22 protein-coding genes are annotated in these 21,661 nt (G+C 62.9%); 9 read left to right on the top strand and 13 right to left on the bottom strand.

Annotated elements, in window-relative coordinates:
* Nucleotides 1-13: 13 nt before the first annotated feature.
* From FGD77_RS04655 to cysQ, 5 genes are all read right to left on the bottom strand, one after another.
* Complete coding sequence (locus FGD77_RS04655) at nucleotides 14-1,000, bottom strand: glycosyltransferase family 2 protein (protein ID WP_255014072.1); 987 nt, start codon at nucleotides 998-1,000, stop codon at nucleotides 14-16.
* Between the two features lie 166 nt (nucleotides 1,001-1,166).
* Nucleotides 1,167-2,210: a glycosyltransferase family 2 protein gene (locus tag FGD77_RS04650; protein WP_255006781.1), complete on the bottom strand. Its 1,044-nt coding sequence runs from the start codon at nucleotides 2,208-2,210 to the stop codon at nucleotides 1,167-1,169.
* Between the two features lie 36 nt (nucleotides 2,211-2,246).
* Entirely contained in the window at nucleotides 2,247-3,230 is a 984-nt protein-coding gene (galE, locus tag FGD77_RS04645) for a UDP-glucose 4-epimerase GalE (RefSeq protein ID WP_255006779.1), read from the bottom strand.
* Nucleotides 3,231-3,257: 27 nt separating this feature from the next.
* On the bottom strand, nucleotides 3,258-4,160 hold the full coding sequence (locus tag FGD77_RS04640; RefSeq protein ID WP_255006777.1) for a UTP--glucose-1-phosphate uridylyltransferase: 903 nt from the start codon (nucleotides 4,158-4,160) through the stop codon (nucleotides 3,258-3,260).
* A gap of 173 nt (nucleotides 4,161-4,333) precedes the next feature.
* Nucleotides 4,334-5,131 (bottom strand): 3'(2'),5'-bisphosphate nucleotidase CysQ, encoded by a 798-nt coding sequence (cysQ, locus tag FGD77_RS04635; RefSeq protein WP_255006776.1) that lies wholly within the window; start codon nucleotides 5,129-5,131, stop codon nucleotides 4,334-4,336.
* Between the two features lie 133 nt (nucleotides 5,132-5,264).
* On the opposite strand from cysQ, the gene FGD77_RS04630 reads away from it, so the two are divergent.
* Together FGD77_RS04630 and FGD77_RS04625 are read left to right on the top strand one after the other, a co-directional pair.
* Nucleotides 5,265-6,086: an ABC transporter permease gene (locus tag FGD77_RS04630; protein WP_255006775.1), complete on the top strand. Its 822-nt coding sequence runs from the start codon at nucleotides 5,265-5,267 to the stop codon at nucleotides 6,084-6,086.
* Nucleotides 6,087-6,216: 130 nt separating this feature from the next.
* The gene (locus tag FGD77_RS04625; protein WP_255006771.1) at nucleotides 6,217-6,582 is read left to right on the top strand and encodes a VanZ family protein; all 366 of its coding nucleotides are present in this window, start codon (nucleotides 6,217-6,219) and stop codon (nucleotides 6,580-6,582) included.
* On the opposite strand, the gene pncA is transcribed toward FGD77_RS04625, so the two are convergent.
* Entirely contained in the window at nucleotides 6,569-7,165 is a 597-nt protein-coding gene (gene pncA, locus FGD77_RS04620; RefSeq protein WP_255006769.1) for a bifunctional nicotinamidase/pyrazinamidase, read from the bottom strand. The genes FGD77_RS04625 and pncA overlap by 14 nt on opposite strands.
* A 102-nt stretch (nucleotides 7,166-7,267) precedes the next feature.
* Between pncA and FGD77_RS04615 the strand changes: the two genes are divergently transcribed.
* The gene (locus FGD77_RS04615) at nucleotides 7,268-8,182 is read left to right on the top strand and encodes a rhodanese-related sulfurtransferase (RefSeq protein ID WP_255006765.1); all 915 of its coding nucleotides are present in this window, start codon (nucleotides 7,268-7,270) and stop codon (nucleotides 8,180-8,182) included.
* Nucleotides 8,183-8,438: 256 nt separating this feature from the next.
* Here the strand turns inward: FGD77_RS04615 and FGD77_RS04610 are convergent, their stop codons facing one another.
* Nucleotides 8,439-8,666, bottom strand: a complete 228-nt coding sequence (locus tag FGD77_RS04610; protein ID WP_255006763.1) for a DUF1127 domain-containing protein — start codon at nucleotides 8,664-8,666, stop codon at nucleotides 8,439-8,441.
* 269 nt (nucleotides 8,667-8,935) lie between these two features.
* Between FGD77_RS04610 and FGD77_RS04605 the strand changes: the two genes are divergently transcribed.
* Together FGD77_RS04605 and FGD77_RS04600 are read left to right on the top strand one after the other, a co-directional pair.
* Nucleotides 8,936-10,024 carry an Mrp/NBP35 family ATP-binding protein gene (locus FGD77_RS04605; protein WP_255006761.1) on the top strand — a complete coding sequence of 363 codons (1,089 nt, stop codon included), beginning with the start codon at nucleotides 8,936-8,938 and terminating at the stop codon, nucleotides 10,022-10,024.
* Nucleotides 10,025-10,065: 41 nt separating this feature from the next.
* Nucleotides 10,066-10,467 (top strand): DUF2177 family protein, encoded by a 402-nt coding sequence (locus FGD77_RS04600; protein WP_255006741.1) that lies wholly within the window; start codon nucleotides 10,066-10,068, stop codon nucleotides 10,465-10,467.
* Nucleotides 10,468-10,601: 134 nt separating this feature from the next.
* On the opposite strand, the gene FGD77_RS04595 is transcribed toward FGD77_RS04600, so the two are convergent.
* Both FGD77_RS04595 and FGD77_RS04590 read right to left on the bottom strand, forming a co-directional pair.
* The gene (locus tag FGD77_RS04595) at nucleotides 10,602-11,081 is read right to left on the bottom strand and encodes a peptidoglycan-binding protein (protein ID WP_255006739.1); all 480 of its coding nucleotides are present in this window, start codon (nucleotides 11,079-11,081) and stop codon (nucleotides 10,602-10,604) included.
* A 152-nt stretch (nucleotides 11,082-11,233) separates the two neighbouring features.
* Nucleotides 11,234-12,715: a Do family serine endopeptidase gene (locus tag FGD77_RS04590; protein ID WP_255006737.1), complete on the bottom strand. Its 1,482-nt coding sequence runs from the start codon at nucleotides 12,713-12,715 to the stop codon at nucleotides 11,234-11,236.
* 211 nt (nucleotides 12,716-12,926) lie between these two features.
* Between FGD77_RS04590 and FGD77_RS04585 the strand changes: the two genes are divergently transcribed.
* The gene (locus FGD77_RS04585; protein ID WP_255006736.1) at nucleotides 12,927-13,259 is read left to right on the top strand and encodes a hypothetical protein; all 333 of its coding nucleotides are present in this window, start codon (nucleotides 12,927-12,929) and stop codon (nucleotides 13,257-13,259) included.
* A 30-nt stretch (nucleotides 13,260-13,289) separates the two neighbouring features.
* Here the strand turns inward: FGD77_RS04585 and FGD77_RS04580 are convergent, their stop codons facing one another.
* The 4 genes from FGD77_RS04580 to FGD77_RS04565 all read right to left on the bottom strand — a co-directional run bounded on the left by FGD77_RS04580 (nucleotide 13,290) and on the right by FGD77_RS04565 (nucleotide 15,997).
* Nucleotides 13,290-13,685, bottom strand: a complete 396-nt coding sequence (locus FGD77_RS04580; RefSeq protein ID WP_255006735.1) for a DUF4112 domain-containing protein — start codon at nucleotides 13,683-13,685, stop codon at nucleotides 13,290-13,292.
* Entirely contained in the window at nucleotides 13,672-13,851 is a 180-nt protein-coding gene (locus tag FGD77_RS04575) for a YqaE/Pmp3 family membrane protein (protein WP_255006734.1), read from the bottom strand. The genes FGD77_RS04580 and FGD77_RS04575 overlap by 14 nt, the downstream gene beginning before the upstream one ends.
* A gap of 298 nt (nucleotides 13,852-14,149) precedes the next feature.
* The gene (locus FGD77_RS04570; RefSeq protein WP_255006723.1) at nucleotides 14,150-15,631 is read right to left on the bottom strand and encodes a phospholipase D-like domain-containing protein; all 1,482 of its coding nucleotides are present in this window, start codon (nucleotides 15,629-15,631) and stop codon (nucleotides 14,150-14,152) included.
* A gap of 216 nt (nucleotides 15,632-15,847) precedes the next feature.
* Nucleotides 15,848-15,997, bottom strand: coding sequence for a hypothetical protein (locus FGD77_RS04565; protein ID WP_255006721.1), 150 nt, complete (start codon nucleotides 15,995-15,997; stop codon nucleotides 15,848-15,850).
* A gap of 311 nt (nucleotides 15,998-16,308) precedes the next feature.
* Here FGD77_RS04565 and FGD77_RS04560 point away from each other — a divergent pair, with 311 nt between their 5' ends.
* From FGD77_RS04560 to FGD77_RS04550, 3 genes are all read left to right on the top strand, one after another.
* On the top strand, nucleotides 16,309-16,845 hold the full coding sequence (locus FGD77_RS04560) for a YqaA family protein (RefSeq protein ID WP_255006719.1): 537 nt from the start codon (nucleotides 16,309-16,311) through the stop codon (nucleotides 16,843-16,845).
* A gap of 66 nt (nucleotides 16,846-16,911) precedes the next feature.
* Complete coding sequence (locus FGD77_RS04555) at nucleotides 16,912-19,929, top strand: aminotransferase class III-fold pyridoxal phosphate-dependent enzyme (protein ID WP_255006716.1); 3,018 nt, start codon at nucleotides 16,912-16,914, stop codon at nucleotides 19,927-19,929.
* Nucleotides 19,930-20,115: 186 nt separating this feature from the next.
* Nucleotides 20,116-21,657, top strand: a complete 1,542-nt coding sequence (locus FGD77_RS04550) for a VOC family protein (RefSeq protein ID WP_255006714.1) — start codon at nucleotides 20,116-20,118, stop codon at nucleotides 21,655-21,657.
* The last annotated feature ends 4 nt before the right edge of the window (nucleotides 21,658-21,661 follow it).

Raw genomic sequence — 21,661 nt, 5'->3', positions numbered from 1 at the left:
CAAGCCCCTTTTGTCATGCCCAGTTCCCCTTGGACATCAGGCCCAAGATCTCTAGCTGGCGCCAGTTTATATATTTTTCAGACCATTTGCACCACAGCTCTGGCATGGCGTCCATCTTTTGGGCGTAGGCCTCGTATTCCAGTGAGGCGCGGTAATGCTGTTTGCGCGTCATCTCATCCTCAGCCTTCCGGGCGAAGGTGTCGAGGAATTTGGCATGCAACAGGACGCCGCTGGCCGCCTCCCCGCCTCCTTGGTCGTAGACCAGGTTCAGGCCACGCGGCAGCAGCATATGGGTCGAGCTGATATAGGCGTATCGGCGGTGCCATTTGACCAAGGGTATCTTGTTCAGGGCAGGCGCCTTTTTCGGCGTATCGGGAAAGAAGACGCGCGCGCGGGGGCCGCCCTGAATCCACAGGTTGCCGAATTTCCTGTTCTTTGAAATCATGTAATTGCCGGGGTCGAACCAGTCGGCAATTTCCAGTGGATCCTGCCCGCGCCGGTAGGGCACCGCATCCATCCGCCCCTTGGGGTACATGTCCAGTAGCATCGTGCCAAAGCTGCGCACGTTCGATTCGTCCAGCCAATCGGTCAGCGCCCTGATCGGGCGCGTGTCGCAGAACGGGTAAATGAAAAACTCGTCCGGATCGACGACGAGGGTCCAGTGCCCGTGGCCATATTTCCCCTGTAGCCCGTTCAGCCAATCCACACCAAAGCGCGACCCTTTGTAGCTGGCGGCGGTGTGCCACAGGGACACGTCGGGCTGTTCGGCCAGATACGCGCCGCTGCCGTCGCCGCTGTCATTGTCCACGATCAGGAAATGATCGACGCCCATGCGCCGATAGTAGTCGAGGAAATAGGGCAGGCGCACGTCTTCGTTCCGCAGGGTCGAAAAGAGCAAAACGTTGCCCGGTTTGATCTGGGCCGTTCGATCCACCACAGGGCGCAGCGACAGACCCTTGCGGGCGGCGCGCGCCTTGGCGTGCCTGCGGCGCAGACGCATGCGGTATGATTGCACGAAACTCACGTCAGTATGTCCCCGATCCCGGCCTGGTATGCAGCATGGATACCGGGGATCAAGGCGCGGTTGCCTTGGGTCCGATAGGCCGTGTGACTGCCGCAAAGACGATAAGATGTTGGCGCGCTTGGGTAAACTGTTATTGCGCCGCCTACAGCCATGTTCCACGCGACATCAGGCCCAGTGCCTCTATATGACGCCAGCCGCGATAGCGGGTCGAGCGGGCGCACCACAGGTCGGGGTCACCCGTGAGCCTGTCATAATAAGCATCATAAAGCGACGAATTGGCGAAATGCTCGCGCCGCTGTTTTTCCTCTGCGGATTTTTCTTTGATCATATGCAGGAACTTGGTGTGCAGCAGGATGCCACTGGCATATTCGCCGCCCGCCGCGTCATAGACGCGGTTCAATCGCCGCGGCAGGATCGCGTGGGCCGAGTTGACATAGGCATAGCGGCGGTCCCACTTGACCAGTGGCACCTTGCCCATCGTGGGGGCGCGGCGCGGATTTTCATCAAAGAACAGCCGCGCGCGCGGGCCGCCCTGTATCCACAGGTTCTCCAAGCGGTCCTGTTTTTGGATCATGTAGTTACCCGCATCGAACCATTGCAGCGTGTCGCAGGGGTCATCGCCCGCCGCGTAGCTGTGCGCGCTCAGCTTGCCCTTGGGGTACATGTCCAGCATCAGCGCCCCGAAGGATGCCACGCCCTGCCGGTCCAGCCAGTCGGTCAGCGCGGGCAGGGGGCGGGTGTCGTGGAAGGGATAAATCAGCATCTCGTCCGCATCGACCGTCAGGCACCAATGGCCATGCCCGTGACGCATTTGCAGCCAGGTCAGCCAATCCACCCCGAAACGCGACAAACGGTAGCTGTGTGGCGTGTGCCACAGCGACACATCGCCCTGCGCCGCGAGGTAATCGCGTGTGCCGTCACTGCTGTCATTGTCCACGATCAGGAAATGATCGACACCCAGTTTGCGGTGATGGTCAAGGAAAAAGGGCAGGCGGAGCGCCTCGTTGCGCATCGTTGAAAACGCCAGAATTGCGCCGGGCCGGATCGCGCGGGTCCGGTCTGCGATCGAAGTCAGCTGCCGCCGCTTGCGAAAGCTGCGCCACAGCAGGCGCCGCCGTTTCCAGCGCAGGCGGTAGGCCATCGACAGCGTCGCCGCCTGTGCCCTGAATTGCGCGCCAGATCCCATACTGCTCCGCCGGTTTGATGTGCGGCAGGGTTGCGCCTAACGCTCGTAATGTCCAGATTTATGCCAGCGCCAGGCATCTTCGATCATTTGGTCCATCGTGCTGCGTCCGGGCGTCCAGCCCAGTTCGGCTTCGGCGCGGGTCGACCCGGAGACGAGTTTCGTGCAATCGCCCGGTCGGCGCGGTCCCTCCGTCACCGGCACGTCACGGTTGGTCACAGCGCCCGCCTGCCTGATCACCTCGCGCACCGAAAAACCCGAACCGGTGCCAAGGTTGAACACGCGGCTCTCCTTGCCGCCCTCCAGCCATTTCAGGCCCAGCACATGCGCGTCGACCAGATCGCACACATGCACATAATCGCGGATGCAGGTGCCGTCGGGCGTGTCGTAATCGGTGCCGAAAACTGTCAGCGCGCTGCGCTTGCCCTGCACCGCATCCAGCACGAGCGGCACCAGATGCGTTTCGGGCCGGTGGAATTCGCCCACCTCGGCCTCGGGGTCGGCGCCAGCCACGTTGAAATAGCGGAAAATCACATGGCGCAGGTTATGGGCGGTCTCGAAGTCGGCCAGCATATCCTCGATCGCGCGTTTGGATTTGCCATAGGCATTGATCGGATGCTGCGCGCAATCCTCGTCCAGCACCACATTGTCCTGATCGCCGTAGGTCGCGCAGGTCGAGCTGAAGACAAAGTCGAGGCACCCGGCCTGCACAGCCGCCTGCATCAGCGTCAGCGATCCGGCGACATTGTTATGCCAGTAGATTTCCGGCTGGCGCATCGAGTCGCCGACCTGAGACAGGGCCGCAAAATGCATGACGGCGGCAGGATTGTAGGCGGCGAATACCTGATCCAGCCGATCCCGATCTGTCAGATCGCCCTGCTCGAACGGGCCGAATTTGACCGCGTCCTGCCAGCCGATGCTGAGGTTGTCATAGGTCACGGGCGTATAGCCCGCCGCTGCCAATGCCTTGCAGGCGTGGCTGCCGATGTAGCCCGCCCCGCCCGTCACCAAGATATTCGTCACGCCGTTCTCATCCCCGTCTTGCCCGCCTCAGACGGATTTTTCCGCTGCTTTGTCTGCTGCCACAACCTCGTGGATGAAGTCCCGCAGATCGTCGCGCAGATCGTCGCGCGCCAACGCAAAGGCAATCGTCGCCTGAAGGAACCCGGCCTTGGAGCCGCAATCGTAGCGATGCCCCTTGAAGCGGAATCCGTAGACCTCTTCGCCGGCGTTGCGGGCGTCGTCAATCGCATCGGTCAACTGGATCTCACCACCCGCGCCAACCTGTTTCTTGTTCAGCATCTGCAAGACGGTCGGCGTCAGGATGTAACGGCCGATCACCGCCAGATTTGACGGCTGCGTCCCCGGCGCGGGTTTTTCCACCATTCCTTTGGACAGGACCAGATCGCCCCTGTCCTCCTGGATGTCCAGGATGCCGTAGGACGATGCCTTGTTGTCGGGCACTTCCATCGCAGCGACGATGTTGCCTTGGGTTTCGTCGAACGCCTCGACCATCTGCTGAAGGCAGGGCGTTTCGCCCGCGATCACGTCGTCCGGCAGAATGACGGCGAAAGGCTCGTTTCCGATCAGGCGGCGCGCGCACCAGACGGCATGACCCAGACCCAGCGGTTTGTGCTGGCGCATATAGGCGACCTCGCCCGAATCCATATTGGTGGATTTCAGGATATCCAGCAGCTCTGTCTTGCCGGACTTGCGAAGGGCTTGCTCCAGCTGCGGGGCATTATCAAAGTAATCCTCCAGCGCGCCTTTGCCGCGCGATGTGACAAAGAGAAATTCCTTGATACCGGCGGCGCGCGCCTCATCGATGGCGTATTGCACCAAGGGGCGGTCGACCAGTGTCATGATTTCCTTGGGCACCGATTTGGTTGCCGGTAGAAATCGGGTGCCCATGCCGGCGACTGGAAAAATTGCTTTCGTGACTTTGCTGCGCATCGCGTATTCCTTAGAAAATTGCTTTCGAACTTGCATAAATTGACATCAGCAGCCCCATGGATCAGCGCCGACGTGTGCGGTCTCTATCCGAATTGCGCTGCCCGGTGAACAGCCCCGCTGCGGGTCATGCAGTTTTTTGCCAACCGTTGCAGGGTGACTGCGCGCGCGGAATATCATGCATTCTTCAGTACGACGCCCGGTGAATGGGCGATGAAAAAGGGGTTCTCATATCCCTGCTTGCCATAAATCAGCGGGCTGTGGTCATCCCAGCGGACAACCTGGCCGCCGGCCCCTGCCAGCACGGCATGTCCGGCGGCGGTGTCCCATTCCATCGTGCGCCCGACACGCGGATAAATGTCAGCCTCGCCGGTGGCGACAAGGCAGAATTTCAGCGAAGAACCGGCGCTGCGGCTGTCCTTGACCGCATATTTACCGATGTAATCGTCGGTCGCCTGATCGCGGTGCGATTTGGACGCGACCACCATCAATGCGTCATTGTCGGGGGCGGACACCTTGATTGGCGTCACCGCGCCGACCGTCGTTTTGTCCAGAGGGCCGGTTTCCTCGACGGTGGTGCCGTCAGGCTGCGTATAGAACATGCGGCCCTTGGCCGGGGCATAGACGACACCGCGAGTCGGCGTGCCATTCTCGACATAGGCGATGTTGACGGTAAAATCGCCGCGGCGGTGGATGAATTCCTTGGTGCCGTCCAGCGGGTCGACGATCAGAAAGGTATCGGCGCGCTGGGTGTGCGATTCGGCTTGCTCCTCCGTGATCAGCAGCACATCGGGAAATGCAGTGCGCAGCCCGGCAGATATCAGCGCGTCTGCGGCCTCATCTGCGGCGGTGACGGGGCTGTCGTCGGATTTTGATTTCACGTCGAAATCGTCCTGCCCGTAGATCTGCATGATCGCGTCGCCGGCCTCCAGCGCGAGGCGCCGCATCACGGTGGTCAGCTGGGTGTAATCCATATCGAATGCTCCGGGCGGTGGGGGCGCAACGCAGTGTTGCGGGAAAGTACCGCGCCCCTTATGGTGCCTTGCTAACGGAACAGCAAGAATTCCGTGTCATCATGGGCGGCGGCAACGGCACGGAAGCAGATAAATGTTTCAACAAATCAAGCCAAAATCGACACTGCAAACCGCAGTGTCCATTCTGGAACTTATCTATCACGCCACAGTGCGCGACGTGCGCAAGACGCATGGCAATGCGCTGATGGCAATTGCGCTGAACATCCTTCAGGCGCTGGTGTTTCTGGCGACATTCTACGTCATGTTTTCGGTGCTGGGTCTGCGCGGTGCGGCGCTGCGCGGGGATTTCCTGCTGTATCTCATGTCGGGAATTTTCCTGTTCCTCACCCATGTCAAAACGCTCGGTGCCGTCGCCGGGGCCGAGGGGCCATCGTCGCCGATGATGAAACACGCGCCCATGACCACGGCCATTTCCATCAGTTCCGCCGCGCTGGGCGCGCTATACGTGCAGGTGCTTACCATGGCGCTGATCCTGTTCACGTATCACGTCGCAGTGCATCCGTTCGTGGTGGAGTATCCGTTTCCTGCCATGGGCATGCTATTGCTGGCATGGTTCACGGGGGCGGCGATCGGGCTGGTCCTTTTCGCGGTCAAACCGTGGTTTCCCACATTCGTTTCGACCTTTGCCACCGTCTACCAGCGGGCCAACATGATCGCGTCCGGCAAGATGTTCGTTGCCAATACGCTGCCGGCCTACATGGTTAAAGTGTTCGACTGGAACCCACTGTTTCACACCATCGATCAGGCGCGCGGGTATGTGTTTGTCAATTACACGCCCTTCAATTCGAACGTGACCTACCCGATCGTCGTGGGAATCGTGTTGACGATGATTGGCCTTATGGGCGAATTTTACACGCGCCGCCACGCCTCCAGCAGTTGGGACGCGCGGCGTTGACAGGCTTTGAAGGGTGGCTGTCGGCCCCTGCAGCGGCATCCTCATGCCGGGCGTGGCCGCCTCTATTGCAATGCCGAAGCCCAGCAGGCAGTAGGTGCGCCTAACCGCCGATAGCCCGGAGCCCCGATCCATGCGTCTTCCGTCAACATTGCACCGCGCCGCGCCATGGGCATGGGCGGCAACCGTTATTCTGGCGGCGCTCTTATGCGTGCTTACCCTCAGCCCCCAAGGCCCGGCAGTCGGCCCGCCCCGCCCCGACAAGTTGTACCATTTCATTGGCTTCGGGCTGTTGGCGGTGCCGCTTTGTCTGGTTTACCCGCATCGCGCGTGGACGGTGGTGGTGGGGGTGATTGCGTTCGGTGCTGCGATCGAGGTGATCCAGCCCTATGTCGGGCGCGGAGCCGAGTGGGGCGATCTGCTGGCCGATGCGCTGGGCGCGGCGGGCGCGGCCGGTCTGGCGCGTATGTTGCCTCGCAAGCGGCCTAGATCAGTGTAGCGCCTGCCGCGCGCATTCCGGCCAGCGCGGCGTCCATAGACCCATGCGCGTCGATCCCTCGGCATAGGGCCGTTTCGACACGCACGTCATACCCCAGGCGTGCCGCATCCACCGCCGAAAAATTGACGCAGAAATCCAGCGCCAGCCCGACCAGCGTCACAGCATTGATGCCGCGCGTCCGCAAATAGCCGTGCAAGCCTGTGGGCGTCTGATGATCATTCTCGAAAAATGCCGAATAACTGTCCAGCGCGGGACTATACCCCTTGCGGATGATCATGTCGGCGCGGTCGGTGTCCAGATCGGCATGAAACCGCGCGCCGCGGCTGCCCTGAACGCAGTGATCGGGCCACAGGATCTGCGGACCATACGGCATCTCAAAGACATCCATCGGCTTGGCGCCCGGATGGCTGGAGGCAAAGGACGCATGCCCCGCCGGGTGCCAGTCCTGCGTCAAAATGACGGCACCGAAATCGGCCATACGCGCGTTGACGCCGGGGATCAGCGTATCGCCGCCGTCCACACCCAGCGCGCCGCCCGGGCAGAAATCGTTCTGTATGTCGATCACGATTAGCGCTTCGGTCATTGTCATCTCCGTTGCCACTCTGCTCATGGGTAGGGGTGCGCCTGCGCCGCGTCAACAACGCCCCTCTTGCCGGGCGCGTGACTTGGGCCTAAACCCGCACGCATGTTTACTGTCGCTGCCCTTTATCACTTTACCACGCTTGGCGATCCTGCCGCGCTGCAACCGCCTCTTTTGGCGCTGTGCCGGGCCGAGGGTGTTACAGGCTCGCTCATCCTTGCGCATGAGGGGATCAACGGCACCATCGCCGGCAGTCGCAAGGGGATAGACGCGGTGCTGGCCCATCTGCGCGCATGGCCCGGCTGCGCCGATCTGGAGCACAAGGAAAGCCACAGCAGCGTTCAGCCCTTCGGCCGGCTGAAAGTGCGGCTGAAATCCGAGATCGTGACAATGGGCCAGCCCGGCATCGATCCGCGCGCCCGGGCGGGGCATTATGTTGCGCCCGCCGACTGGAACGACCTGATCGCGCAGCCTGACGTCGCGGTGATCGACACGCGCAACGATTACGAGGTTGCCATCGGCACGTTTCAGGGCGCCGTCGATCCCGAAACCGCCAGTTTTCGCGAATTCCCGGCCTGGTGGGAGGCGAACAAACACCGCTTTCACAACAAACGCATCGCCATGTTCTGCACCGGCGGCATTCGCTGCGAGAAATCGACAAACTACCTGCTGGGCCAAGGGGTCGAGGACGTCTACCATCTCAAGGGCGGCATCCTGAAATACCTTGAAGAGGTGCCGCAGGATGCCAGTACGTGGACGGGCGATTGCTTTGTCTTCGATGGGCGCGTGTCGGTCGGCCACGGCCTCGCTGAGGGGCCGCATCACCTGTGCCATGCCTGCCGCCGCCCGATCCTGCCCGCCGACATGCAGCGCGCCGAATACGAGCAGGGCGTCGCCTGTCATTACTGCACGGATGAGACCACAGACGCCGACAAGGCGCGTTTCCGCGAGCGGCAAAAACAGATCGCCTTGGCCAATGCGCGCGGCGAACGTCACATGCACAACATTCCGGGCGACTGACTGCCAGCGCGCCCACGCTTTCAATGTTCCAAAAATACTCAAAAAACCGCCGCAGGCCACAGGCGCTGCGCGCAGGTTTCGCGCCGTTCATACAGATGAATTCTTGGGGGTTTCCCATGTGCCGTCCCGGGGACAGGCTGTCAGCGGCGACCCCCAAGGGAGGAGAAAAAGGGGTCGCCGCCATGTCGGATATCTACAGGGAGGAGAAAAGATATCCGAAACCGTTATGCCCGCCGTGGATGGCGGGCGAATTCTATCAGCCGCGCGGGCGGGTGCCGTAGACGGCCTGCCATGCGTCGCTGTGGACCGAATGGCGGCTCAGCCCCAGATCGGACAGTTCGTGGTCCGACAGGTGCGACAGGGCGTTGACCGTCTGGCGGTAGGACCGGCGCTGGGCCATGCGGGTCTTGATGTCACCGAAGACGGACAGGAATATCTGAAGCGTGGTCGGGCGGTGTGCATGTGAGTGGGATGCGTAGCTCATTGTCGATAACCTCTTACCTTACATCGGTCCGACCTCACTTGCGCCGTTGGCTGCCGGGGTCGGGCCGGTTTGTGTTTCTGACCCCTACATACGCCTTTGCTGCGGCTGCACAATGGACGCAAAGGCAATGCTGCTATGCGGCATTTGCATAAGTAGAGCTGACCTAACGTCACTCAAAACAAACGGTTTTTCGGGCTTTCTCGCGATCACGCTTGCCCTTCATCCAAAAACTGCCACGTATGGGCCAAGGCATATCAGAAAGGGACGACATGACTGTCACGCGCGCTGAAGTCGAGGCCGAGCTGGCCCGTATTCAACTCCCGGATGGGGGCGATCTGATCTCACGCGACTGGGTGCGTGCGCTCAGCGTCGAGAGCGGGGAGGTGCGTTTCGTGATCGAGGCGCCCAGCCCCGAGGTCGCCCGCCAGAGCGAACCTGTCCGCGCCGCCGCCGAGCGGGCCGTCACTGCGCTGGCCGGCGTCAGCCGCGTAAGTGCTGCGCTGACAGCGCACGGACCGTCGGCCAAGGCGCCACCGCCGCCGCAGGCCGAGCCGCCCAGCCTCAAGATCGGCGGCCATCCCAAACCGCAGCAAGGCTCGATGAAGCCCGCCAGCGTCAAGTCGATCATCGCCGTTGGCTCGGGCAAGGGCGGTGTCGGCAAATCGACCGTATCCTCCAACCTCGCCGTTGCTCTGGCGCGCGCGGGCAAACGTGTGGGCCTTTTGGATGCTGATATCTATGGTCCCAGCCAGCCGCGCATGATGGGCGTCAGCAAACGCCCCGCCAGCCCCGACGGCAAGATAATCGAACCGCTGCACGCCCACGGCGTCACGCTGATGTCGATCGGCCTGATGCTGGACCCGGCCAAGGCGGTGATCTGGCGCGGTCCGATGCTGATGGGGGCGCTGCAGCAGATGATTTCACAGGTAAACTGGGGCGAGCTTGACGTTCTTATCGTCGATCTGCCCCCCGGCACCGGCGATGTGCAACTGACGCTGTGCCAAAAGGCCGAGCCGTCGGGCGCAATCATCGTGTCCACCCCGCAGGACGTCGCGCTGCTGGATGCGCGCAAGGCGATGGACATGTTCAACACGCTGAAGACACCGATTCTGGGCATGATCGAAAACATGTCGACCTATGTCTGCCCCGAATGTGGCCACGAAGCACAGATTTTCGGTCACGGCGGTGTGGCGTCCGAGGCGGAAAAGCTGGGCGTGCCGTTCCTTGGCGGGTTGCCCATCGATTTGGACACGCGGCTTGCGGGCGATGCGGGCGTGCCGATTGCCACCGGGGACGGGCCGGCGGCCGCCGCCTATGCCGCGATGGCCAAGCGCCTGATCGACGGCGGCATCGTCTGAGGCTGATGCGTCATTCGTCCTGAACCAAGTAGGAGCCGCCCATGACCCTCATAATCCTGTATGCCGCTACCTTCATAGTGTTTCTGGGGGTCGACTACCTCGGCCTGAGCTATATCATCAAACCCACGTTCCAGCAGCAGATCGGCGCGATAATGGCAGACAGCCCTCGCTTGGGGCCGGCGGTGATCTTTTATGCGTTTTACATTGGTGTGCTGCTGTGGTTCGTCAGCTGGCCGGCATTGGAGCAGGGTAAATCGCTGGCGTGGGTGTTCGGTTCTGGCGTGCTGATCGGGGCGATGGCGTATGGCACGTATGAGTTCACCAATCTGGCAACGCTCAAGGATTGGACATGGCGCATGGTAGCGACTGATTTCACCTGGGGCAGCCTGCTGACGGGTGTATCGGCAACCGTCGGCGTCGCCGTGGCGCGCGCAATCGGCTAAGTGTGGATGAGATCGTCGCGCGGCGCCTGCCAGGCCTGCGATTGATCCGCCTGCGGTCAGGCCCGCGATGATGGCACGATTCCTGGCCCTGCTTCTGATGTCTTTGTTTTCTGCACGGGCGCGTCTGATAAGCGCTAGTCTTCGGGCAGCTCCACCGCGATCAACCCCATCTTGCGTGCGGCTGCGATCGACAGAACGTCACTATCCAGCCCGTCGGTTTTTTGAAACTGGCGAATCGCGGCGCGGGTGCGCTTGTTCATCTTGCCGCTGATAGATCCGCCATAGAGATCGCGGGCCGCCAGCGCGCGTTGCAGTGATCTGACGAATTCGGGCGTCAGAACGGGCGGGCAAGGGATTTCGAAAGATGTCTCCTTGGGCTCCTGCACAAGGGTCTGATGCGTCTCGGTCTTGCTGGTGGCGGGCGCCGCAGTTTGATCCGGAGCCGTTTCGATCGCCGCAGGCGTCACAACCTTGTCCCAGCAGGTTTTGGGCGCGTCGGGGGTAGCCTCCTCGGCGGGGGGCTGCGAGGGGGGCGGCTCTTTGCGCTCGGCCAAGGACGCATCACAGCCCGCCAACAAAAGCGCGGCGAGCAGGGAAAGGGTTCTGTATGTCAAATGCGCGTGCCTCAAAAACGGTCAGGTGCCGGGTCCGGGCAGGTTTAGCCGCTTTTGCATCCGCAGGAAAGACGCCGAAGGATCGACGATAGCGCGTCGGCGGATGCAGGGGGCCGCCCGGCCATGGTCAGGCCGGGCGGCGGGCGATCAGGCTATTCGGTCTCATCGGCCAGTCTGACCGCGACAAACGTATAGGTGCCACCGCGATAGATGCGCAGCAGCAGCGGCGCGTCCTTGTCCGCCGCCTCTGCGACCGCGCTGCGCAGGCCGCTGAGGTCGCTGACATCCGTGCCCGAGGCGGCCGTTATCACGTCGCCGGGTCGCAGGCCGGATTTGGCCGCCGCGCTGTCGGGCCGAACGCCGGTGATGGCGATGCCGCTCAGCTCTTCGGGAAGGCCGAGGCGCTCGCGCAGCCCTGCATCAAGCGGTGCGATGGAAACGCCCAGTTGCGGCGTGCCGGGGTCTGCCTGTTCGGTCTGATCGTCCGCCCCTGTCAATGTCTGACTGGGATGCAGGCCGATTTCGACCTCCAGCTGCTGTTGCTCGCCGCCGCGCAGAATGGTCATCGGCACGTTGGAGCCAACATCAAGGTCAGCGACCGCCATCGACAGCGCGCGCGGGTCGTCAACCGGCGCGCCGTTCATCTGCAATATCAGATCGCCGGCCTTCAGCCCCGCCTTTTCCGCCGGGCTGTCGCGCGTCACGGATGCCACCAGCGTGCCGTCCGTACCCTCCACGCCCAGCGCGCCGGCGATATCCTCGTTGATTGGCTGGATGCTGACGCCCAGCCAGCCACGCTCGACAGTCCCATCGGCGCGCAGATCGGCAACGATGCGCTGCGCCACCGCCGAGGGCACGGCAAAGCCGATACCGACGCTCCCGCCCGAGGGCGACGCGATGGCGGTGTTCACCCCTACGACATCGCCCGCCGCATTGAACAGCGGCCCGCCCGAATTGCCCCGGTTGATCGCGGCGTCGGTTTGCAGGAAATCGTCATAGGGCCCGGCGTTGATATTACGCGACCGCGCCGAAAGGATGCCGGCCGTGACAGTGCCGCCAAGGCCAAAGGGGTTGCCGATGGCGATGGTCCAGTCGCCGATTTCCAGATCGTCCGACGCGCCCCATTCGACATGCGGCAGCGCCTCGTCGCTTTCGATCTTGAGCAGGGCGATATCGGTCGCGGGGTCGGTGCCGACCAAAACGGCGTCAAAGCGGCGCTCGTCCTCCAGCACGACTTCGATGGTGGCGGCCTGTTCGATCACGTGATTGTTTGTCACGACATAGCCGTCATCGGTGATGATGAACCCCGATCCCAGCGCCTGTGCGGGGCCGGGCGCAGGGGGCGGGCCGCCGCGCGGATCGCCGAACAGATCCCCCATGCCGGGCGGCAACTGTGGCACCGGACCGCCCTGCATTGGCTGGTCGGGCAGGGTGGTGACGATGCCAACGACCGCCGGCAGCTGTTCCTTCACGATCGCGGAAAAGCTGACGGGGGCGGACGCAGTGGCCGCTGTGGTGGCGGGCTGCTCGGCCAGGCCGGTCGTCGGCATGCTCAGCACCAGCCCGATGGCTGTCGCAGTGGCGATCAGGTGCCGCGAGGGGCGTGAAATGGAAGTCTTGGAAAATTGTTTCATGATCCGATGGGGTCCTTGCGTGTTGGATCAACGTGAGTTGGGGAGGCGGCGGGGCGCCTGCAACCTGTGCAGATCGCCAGCGCGGTCACAGTTTGATCCCAATGTCGTGAGGCCCCGAGCCGCTTTGCCGCGCTTGGCGGGCGGAACACGTCGGGTCGACGCGGAGTTGTGGTTCTGACCCTAGCGCATGATAAAACAAAGGAACGACGCCATGGTGAACGATATCCCGGACAACAGCTCAAATGACAAAGGTCGGCGCGAGGCAGATGCCGATCCCGAAAACGTCCCGCATGGGCGGGATGAGTCGAGGCAGGCACGACGACACCTTGGCCAGCGCGAGGTACCTCATACGCAACAGCGCCGAGGCGACGGGGGCGACCCGCATGACGTGCGCGCAGGTCCGGGCGATGCAGGTGCGCAGGACGCGCCCGAGGTGCTGCCCAAGACACCGAAAGCCCCCAAAGCCAGCGTCGCCCGGATTGCGCTGTGGTTCGGCGTGCCGATCGCGATTCTGCTGGGGCTGTATTGGGCGAGTACGCTTTGAAGGTGGTGTTAACGCTCCAGGAAGGTGGTGTTAACGCTCCAGTTCGCGCCGCAGCAGACGCGCGTTTTTCAGATTGGCCTTGTAGCCTGCGTCGAACAGATCACCGATCAGCGGGATCGATCCAACCACGAGGTCGACCCCGCTATTCGCGGTCATGCGCAGTAGAACCCGCCTGCGCGCTCCGTGCCGCCACCCCTTCGCGATGATCCAAATCGCAGGTACAAGCATCAGCAGATCGCCGACACCCGGCACCAACCCGACCACGCTGTCGATGCCGAACCGGACCGGGACCAGCGGTAGTTTGAAATGGGCATCCATCAAACGCGCGACGCTGTCGATGCGCGCCAGATCCCGCTCGAGCGGAGGGACTGGCGCACCTGCGGTTCGGGGCCAGAGGTCGTCCGCTACCTTATCAGGATGCCCCACGGCCCGGACCCCGTGATGCGATGATATAGACCGCATGTACGATTCCGGGAATATAGCCCAGTAGCGTCAGCAGAATGTTGATCCAGAAATGCTTGCCTAGTCCGACCTGCAGGAAAACGCCGAGGGGCGGCAGAAGGATGGCGACGATGATGCGAATGAGATCCACTTTAGGCTCCTAATTAGCGGCGGTCGTGCCGCTCTTGACAACGGAAACACCGCCAAGGCGCCATTTGTTCCGCGTGATCATCCTAACCTAGCGTCCGCAGATACCGCGCGGGCGCCGACCAGCCCGCTTGCGATCAGTACCCGGCCCGCCACCAACTGGAGTCGCGGTTCAGATATCGCTCACATTGCAAGCGGCCTCGCTTGCCGGGGTGTCGGGCATGTCGGGATCATCTGTGCGCGGTGTTTGTGTATCGGTCACCTCAGGCTTCTTCGTTCGTGTCCGAGGCGTCTTGCGGAGCTCAAACCATCGCCTCGGGTATGCCGGGCAGGCGTCTGCCAAAGGCTTCGGCGGGGCGCACGTCATAGGGCACCAGAAACCCCTTGCGCCGCTCGGGCGGGGCGCTTGCGTTATGGCGGGCACGCTCGGCCCACAGGGCAGCTGCGGTTGTGGTGTCGTAGAATTCGGTGCCTGCGTCTTTGCCCAGCCAGTGCTGGAAAATGCGGGCTTGCAACTGGGCGACATGCGCCTGCTCGTTCAGCATGATCCCGGCCTCGGTATCCCAGTTCAGCGACCGGCCGTTCAGGTTGGCCGACGATACGATGGCGCGGTCACAATCGAAAATCGAAACCTTGGAATGGACATAGATGATGGGTGATCCGCACAGCGTGTCGCGCCCCTTGGTTTCAAATGCCTTGGGGCGCACGGGCGAGCATATGGTAAACCGCTCGCCAAAGGCGCCGCGCAGGATGGCCACGCATCTGGCCTGCAAGAATTCGCCATAGCGCGCGTCGGATCCGGTACTGCCGTCAAAGGCCACCGTTTCGGGCGCTGCGGGTATCACGACGATTAGCGACAGCGCCGGATTGGCCCGCGCGGCGCGCGCCAGCCTGTGACAGAGCGGCCGGTCACGCAGGAACTGCGTTTCCAGATATATCAGCCCGCGGGCACGATCGATCAGACGGTGGTGATCCTCGGCAATGGTGCGCACCATGGGTTTCGGTCCCAGAAACGGCCAGTCGGTCTTGCGCTTGCGCGACAGGGTGCGCAGCAAACGCCCCTCGGCCTTTGGGGTGGCGTGCCCGGCGACGATGTCCAGAAACTCGCTCAGATGGCTGTCGACATCCTCGGCAACCGGACCACTGCACATCAGCTGCACGTCCTGCCATGTTTCGTCGCGCACGCGCTCGTGGCGTTTGTCGTCATAGCGTCGCTCGTCCAGATCCAGCCCGCCTATAAAGGCAGTCTGGCGGTCGATGACGCATATCTTCTGATGATGCGTGCCGGGGACTAGCGGCGGCACAGGCCAGCGGCGTGCAGATAGCGTGCCGTCCGGTGTCTCGCGCAGCAAGGGGCGCAGGGCGGGGCTGCACTCCAGACGGCGCGCGCGTTCGGGTGCCGTCGCGCTGTTCAGTTTCTTGGCGGTCTTGTTCACCTCCTTCACCAGCCGGGGCCAAAGCAGGAGGCGGGGTGCGATTCCCACCCGCGCAGAGTGGGTTGCATTGGTCACAGACAGACGTGCCCCCGGCCCGGCCAGTTCACGCGCAAAGACGAAGGCGCGGCGCGACTTCCACGACGCATAGTGAAGTTCGGGTGCCAGAACAGCGTCGAAATCGGCCAAGATAAACCTGACGGCGACACCGTTGCGCAGGACATGCACGATCAGATCGAACCAGTCTTCGCCGATGGCGCGCCCTTCGTCGCTGCGCAGTTTGGTGCTGAGGTCGAAAACGCGATACCCGGCCGAGATTTCCGTTTGCGCAGACAGGAAAGCCCGTTCCATTGCCGGATAGACTTCCTCCGCGGTGAGGAGGACTTTGACATCGTTCGACGACGCACTATCGGGTTCGTTTGCGGGCGTCGCGGTCTGGGCACAGAGAACCGACGCGCCATGTTGAGCGGTTGAAGCAGGTGTTTCTACAGGCATATTTCCCCTTGCCAACCTTGATGTCGGCATCGGCGTAAACGCATCGGTCCCGTCAATGGTTCCGCCCGGAGCCTATTGTTCGGCTTCCTCCTGCTCTTCCTCCTGTTGTTGGAGCCTGCGCAGAAGATGCTGCATCTGTGGCGGCAGGTCCCGTGGCGCAGCCTCGCGGTAGGCGCGCTTGAGGTTCGTCGCAACGGGATCGATGTCGATCATGTTCATCATATCGGATGCCTCCGCTTGGCGTTGGCGCGGTTGCCCGGCCCGGCCTGCGCCATCATGGCGCTTCGGGGTTTCAACCTGCTGCGACGGCGAAAAGTTCCGACCACGCGTCCGGCGTGACTATCTGTTGCAGAAAAACCCACCCGCACCGCCAAGGCCCCCGGGTTACCGGTTGCGGCAGTCGAGGGGAGCGTGGGAACTTCCCGCCGGTGCGGGCGTTTGCGGGTATGACCGCCCACCGATCTGCCGCGCAGCCTGCCAATTCCTACAGTACCGATACCGGTTCGTCTGCACCCCGGGGATGGACAGGGCGTTTGTCACGCAGCAATGTCGGCCTTGCCACCCTGTCATTTGCCGAAAGTACGGTGGTGCCGATCCCGCTGGAAACGATCGTTGTTCCCCTGATGATTGGCCACCCGCGCCGCGCATTGCGGATTGCCTTGGCGATCTGGCTGGGGTGCCTGGTGGGCGCGACCTTGTTTTACAGTGTCGGATTGCTGTTGGCCGATCCGGTCGTGCACCCGGTCCTGCGCGCCGTGGGGCTGGAGGATGAATTCCGGAAGATCTCGGATGATTTGTCTGGCGGGGGTTTTTTCTGGACCATCTTCCTTGTGTCCTTTTCCCCGGTCCCGATGCAGCTGGCCACGCTGGGCGCCGGGACGGTGGGGGGCAATCCGCTGATCTTCGTCGCAGCAATCGCGCTATCGCGCGGCGTGCGGTATTTTGGGCTGGCGGTTCTGGCGCAACTTGTTGGCGAACGGATTGCCCATCTGAAAATCCCTACAGGCTGGCTGGTTTTGGGCCTTGCGGCGTTGCTGGTGATTGGCTGGGGTGTGATGCATATGTTCTAGGCCGATACTGCTTGTCATTCGGCGCTGCATTTTCCATCAAGGTTGCGAATTATCAGGGGCGGTGACATGCGGGACGACTGGGAACAGGTACTGAAGGCCGAATGGGGCATCGACGCGCAGCTGACACAGCTGGACGGTGAGTATGATCTGAACTTTCGCGCCGTGGCGGCGCGCGGCACGTATATCCTGAAAGTGATGCGACCGGGATGTGATGCCTCCTTTATCGATATGCAGGTGGGGGCGCTGAATCATGCGCTGGCGGCTGCGCCGGACCTGCCCCTGCCGCGCCCGATTGCCGCGCGCAGCGGCGCGCAGGTCGTTACCGCCACCGATGCGGATGGCCAGCCGCGCCTGGTCTGGCTGCAAGAGGCGCTGCCGGGGCTGTGCTATGCCGAATTTCGCCCCCATTCGCCCGCGCTGATCGAAGATCTGGGCGTCCGGGTCGGCGCCCTTGCCGCAGCGTTGGAGGGGTTCGCGCACCCCGATCTGGACCGCGATTTCAAATGGAACCTCATGCAGGGCGGCTGGATTTCGGACCGTCTGGAAACGGTCTCGGACCCTGCCCGCCAATCGCTGCTGCGTGGCATTGCCGCGCAATTTGATGGCCTGACCCCGGTGCTGGGCGCGCTGCCGGTGCAGGCGATCCATAACGACGTCAACGACTATAATATCCTCGTGTCGCTGGACGGCCCGCGGGCCGCTGTATCCGGCCTGATCGATCTGGGCGATATGTGCGCCGCGCCGCGCATCTGCGATCTGGCGATTGTGGCCGCCTATGTGGTGCTGGACCACCCCGCGCCCGAGGCCGCGCTGGAGGCACTGGTGCGTGGCTATCATCGCGCCAATCCGCTGACCGGGCCTGAACTGGACCTGCTGCTGCCGCTGCTCCGGATGCGGCTGGCGGTGAGTGTGGTCAATTCGACGTTGATGGCGCAGGACAACCCGGACGATCCCTATGTGACGATCTCTCAGGCGCCCGCATGGCGGTTCCTTGAGGGGCCGCAACCGGGGGGCGATCTGCTGGCCTACCGTCTGCGCGCGGTGTGCGGCCTGCCGATCAGCGATGCAGCCGCCCGCGTGATGACATGGCTGGAGGGCGCACGCGACAGTTTCGCCCCCGTCATGGAGGGCGATCTGAACGCCGCCCCCATGGGCGCCCTGTCCATCGAGGCCTCTGCGACGCCGCGTGATCCCTTTCACCTCGACCAGCCCGAAGCGGCACTCATTGGCAGCGACAGGTTCGGCCCCGACGATCTGTGGTTGGGCTATTATGGCGAGCCGCGTCTGATTTACACCGCGCCTGCGTTCCGCAAGGGGCCTTGGAAGGCGTCGAACTGGCGCACCGTGCATCTGGGCGTCGACGTGTTCGCCCCGGCTGGCCGGGCGGTATTCACACCGCTGGCCGCGACCGTCGTCTTTACCGAGAAACGCGACACGCCGCTGGACTATGGCGGCATGGTCATTCTGGCCCATGTCACGCCCGAGGGTGACGCATTTCACACGCTTTATGGCCACCTGGACCCCGCCAGCTTCGCCCATCTGCGCAAGGGTCAGACGCTGAAGGCGGGCGAGGCGTTTGCCGCCCTTGGCGATGAAACCTGCAATGGCGGCTGGGCGCCACATCTGCATTTCCAGCTGGCACTGACGCTGGCAGGGATGGGCAATGACTGGCCCGGTGTGGCCGACCCGGACGAGGCGGACCTGTGGCGCGCCATCTGCCCCAACCCCGCCGCGCTGATGAACCTGCCCGATGCCAAGGTGGCCTACACAGCGCCTGACAAGGCGGCGGTGCTGAAAATGCGCCGCGACCATTTCGGCGAAAATCTGAAGCTCAGCTACAGCGATCCGGTCATGCTGCTGCGTGGCTGGCGCCATCATATGTTCGACGATTGGGGGCGTCCTTACCTGGATGCCTACAATAACGTGCCCCATGTCGGCCACGCGCATCCGCGTATTCAGGCGGTGGTGGCAGACCAATTGCTGCGGATGAATTCGAACACGCGCTACCTGCACCCGGCGCAGGCGGAATTTGCGGAAAAGCTGCTGTCGAAAATGCCGCCGCACCTGTCGGTCTGCTATTTCGTCAATTCCGGGAGCGAGGCGAACGAGCTGGCCTTGCGCCTTGCCCGCGGCGCGACCGGCGGGCGTGGCATCGTCACGCCCAATCACGGCTATCATGGCAACACCACCGGCGCGATCGACATCTCGGCCTATAAATTCAACGCCAAGGGGGGCATCGGCCGCCCCGATCACGTCGCGCTGGTGGATCTGCCCGATGATTATCGCGGCCCGCATCGGCGGGACAATCCGCAGGCAGGCGGGCTCTATGCGGCGCAGGTGCAGGTTGCGATTTCCGCGTTGCGCAAGCGTGGCCATACCCTCGCCGGGTTTATCGCCGAGACGTTTCCGTCGGTCGGTGGCCAGATCATCCCGCCGCCGGGCTATCTGAGCGAAGTTTACAAGCGCATCCGCGCCGCCGGCGGCGTGTGTATCGCCGACGAGGTGCAGACCGGGCTGGGCCGGCTGGGCCAGCATTATTTCGCGTTTCAGGCGCTGGGCGCATCGCCCGACATGGTCGTTCTGGGCAAGCCCATCGGCAATGGCCACCCCCTTGGTGTCGTGGTCACGACCCCGCAGATCGCCGAGGCGTTCGCAAAAGGGCCGGAGTTCTTTTCGACCTTCGGTGGCTCCACCCTGTCCTGCCGGGTGGGCAAGACGGTGCTGGATATTGTCGACGACGAAGGGCTGGCGCAGAACGCGGCCGCAATGGGCGCGCGCCTGATGACGGGTCTCAAGGCGCTGATGGCGCGGCATGAGGCGATCGGCGACGTGCGCGGTATGGGCCTCTTTGTCGGGGTCGAACTGGTGAACAACCGCCGGGCGCGCAGCCCAGCCACCGCCATCGCCGCCTATGTGATGAACCGCATGCGCGAATCCCGCATTCTGATGGGGCGCGAGGGGCCGGACGACAATATTCTGAAAATCCGCCCGCCTTTGACCATCGACGCCGAAGGAATCGACATGATCCTGCACCATCTCGATATCGTGCTGGGCGAAACGGGCGCGCAAGCACCGCAGCGCTGACCCGAGTGTGAGGCGCGGCTTGGCTCACCCTCCCTTGAGGGCGTGGCTTTCTGGCGTCTCGGGCGTTCGACATTGAAGAACGCGGCGTTCGGCGAAAATCACTTTGGTTGGTCCGTCAGAGCCCCTATTTCAGATCCAATGACGCGCCACGCGAGGGTGCGTTGCAATGCAATGAAGGAGCCCGCGATGACCACCGGCATCCATCACGTCACCTGTATCACCGCCAATGTTCAGGCGAATGTGGATTTCTACGCGGGGTTTCTGGGGCTGCGGCTGGTCAAGCGGACGGGCGGGTTTGAGGATGCCGAGCAGCTACACCTGTTCTATGGCGATGCAGCGGGTTCGCCCGGCTCGCTCATCAGTTTTCTGGTGTGGGAAGGCGGCGGTCGCGGCCGCGTTGGCCATGGGCAGGTCGCGGAAGTCAGCTTTGCGGTGCCCCCGGCCAGCATTGGCGACTGGCTGACGCGGGCGATGGATGCGCGGGTGCCCGTCGAAGGGCCAAAGCGCGAGTTCGGAGAGCCGGTGTTGCGTCTGAAGGATCCCGACGGGCTGATCGTCAAGTTGGTCGGCGCCGAATGGGTTGCCGCCGCGCCTCTGCCAGACCCGGTCGCGCCGACGCACCTTCGTGGCGTGACGATCCTGTCCGAGCGCCCGGATGAAACGGCGCGTTTTGTGACGCGTTTCGGGTATCGGGACCACACTGCCGAGGGCGCAATCCGAAGGCTGGTGTCGGACAGTGATGTGGTCGACGTGCGCGATGCCTCTGGCTTTGTGCCGAGCATCCCCGGCGCTGGAATTCCGGACCATGTGGCCTTCCGCGCCCCTGATGCGGACTCCGTGCGCCGGATGCGGCTGACGTTGAAAGATATTTCCGGCGCGACAAATGTCCATGACCGCAAATATTTCCTGTCGCTCTATGTTCGGGAGCCTGCTGATACGTTGATCGAATACGCCACCGATGGTCCCGGTTTCATCGTGGATGAACCCATTGATCACTTGGGTGAAACACTGTTCGTTCCGCCGCAGGACGCGGACCGGGCGCAAGACCTGAAATTGATGTTGCCGCAATTTGCCCTTCCGGGCGAGGAAAGGTTTCCCATGCGCGATCTGCCCTTTGTCCATCGGTTCCACCGGCCCGAAGATCCCGATGGCAGCACCATCGTGCTGCTGCATGGCACGGGGGGGAACGAATCCGATCTGATGCCGCTGGCGCATCAGATCAACCCTCGCGCCAGCCTTCTGGGGGTGCGCGGACGCTCGACCGAGGAAGGTATCAATCGCTGGTTCCGCCGCTTTGATGCGGTGACGTATGATCAGGCCGATATCTGCGCCGAATCCGAAGCGTTCGTGGCCTTCATTCAGGGCGCGGTGTCGGGCTATGGGCTTGACGAAAGCGCAATCAGCTTTCTGGGGTATTCCAACGGGGCCAATCTGCTGGGGGCGGTCATGCAGTTGCATCCGGGGGCCGTGCGCCGGGCGATCCTGCTGCGGTCCGTGCAGGCGCTGGTGGAGGCATCTCATGGCGATCTTGCGGGCACAAGCGCGCTGATGCTGAACGGTGCCAGTGACCCCTTCGGGCGCATGGCCCCGGCGCTGGAACAGGCGCTGCGCGAGGGCGGTGCCACATTGGACAGCCGCATCCTGCCTGCGGGTCATGACCTGACGCCAGAGGATGTTGACGAGGCAAGGACATGGCTGTCGGGTCAAGGCTCGTTCGCTTCTGGCTGACAGT

The organism is Roseovarius sp. M141, from assembly GCF_024355225.1.
GTDB lineage: Bacteria > Pseudomonadota > Alphaproteobacteria > Rhodobacterales > Rhodobacteraceae > Roseovarius.
This window is presented reverse-complemented; position numbering and strand designations above follow the sequence as displayed.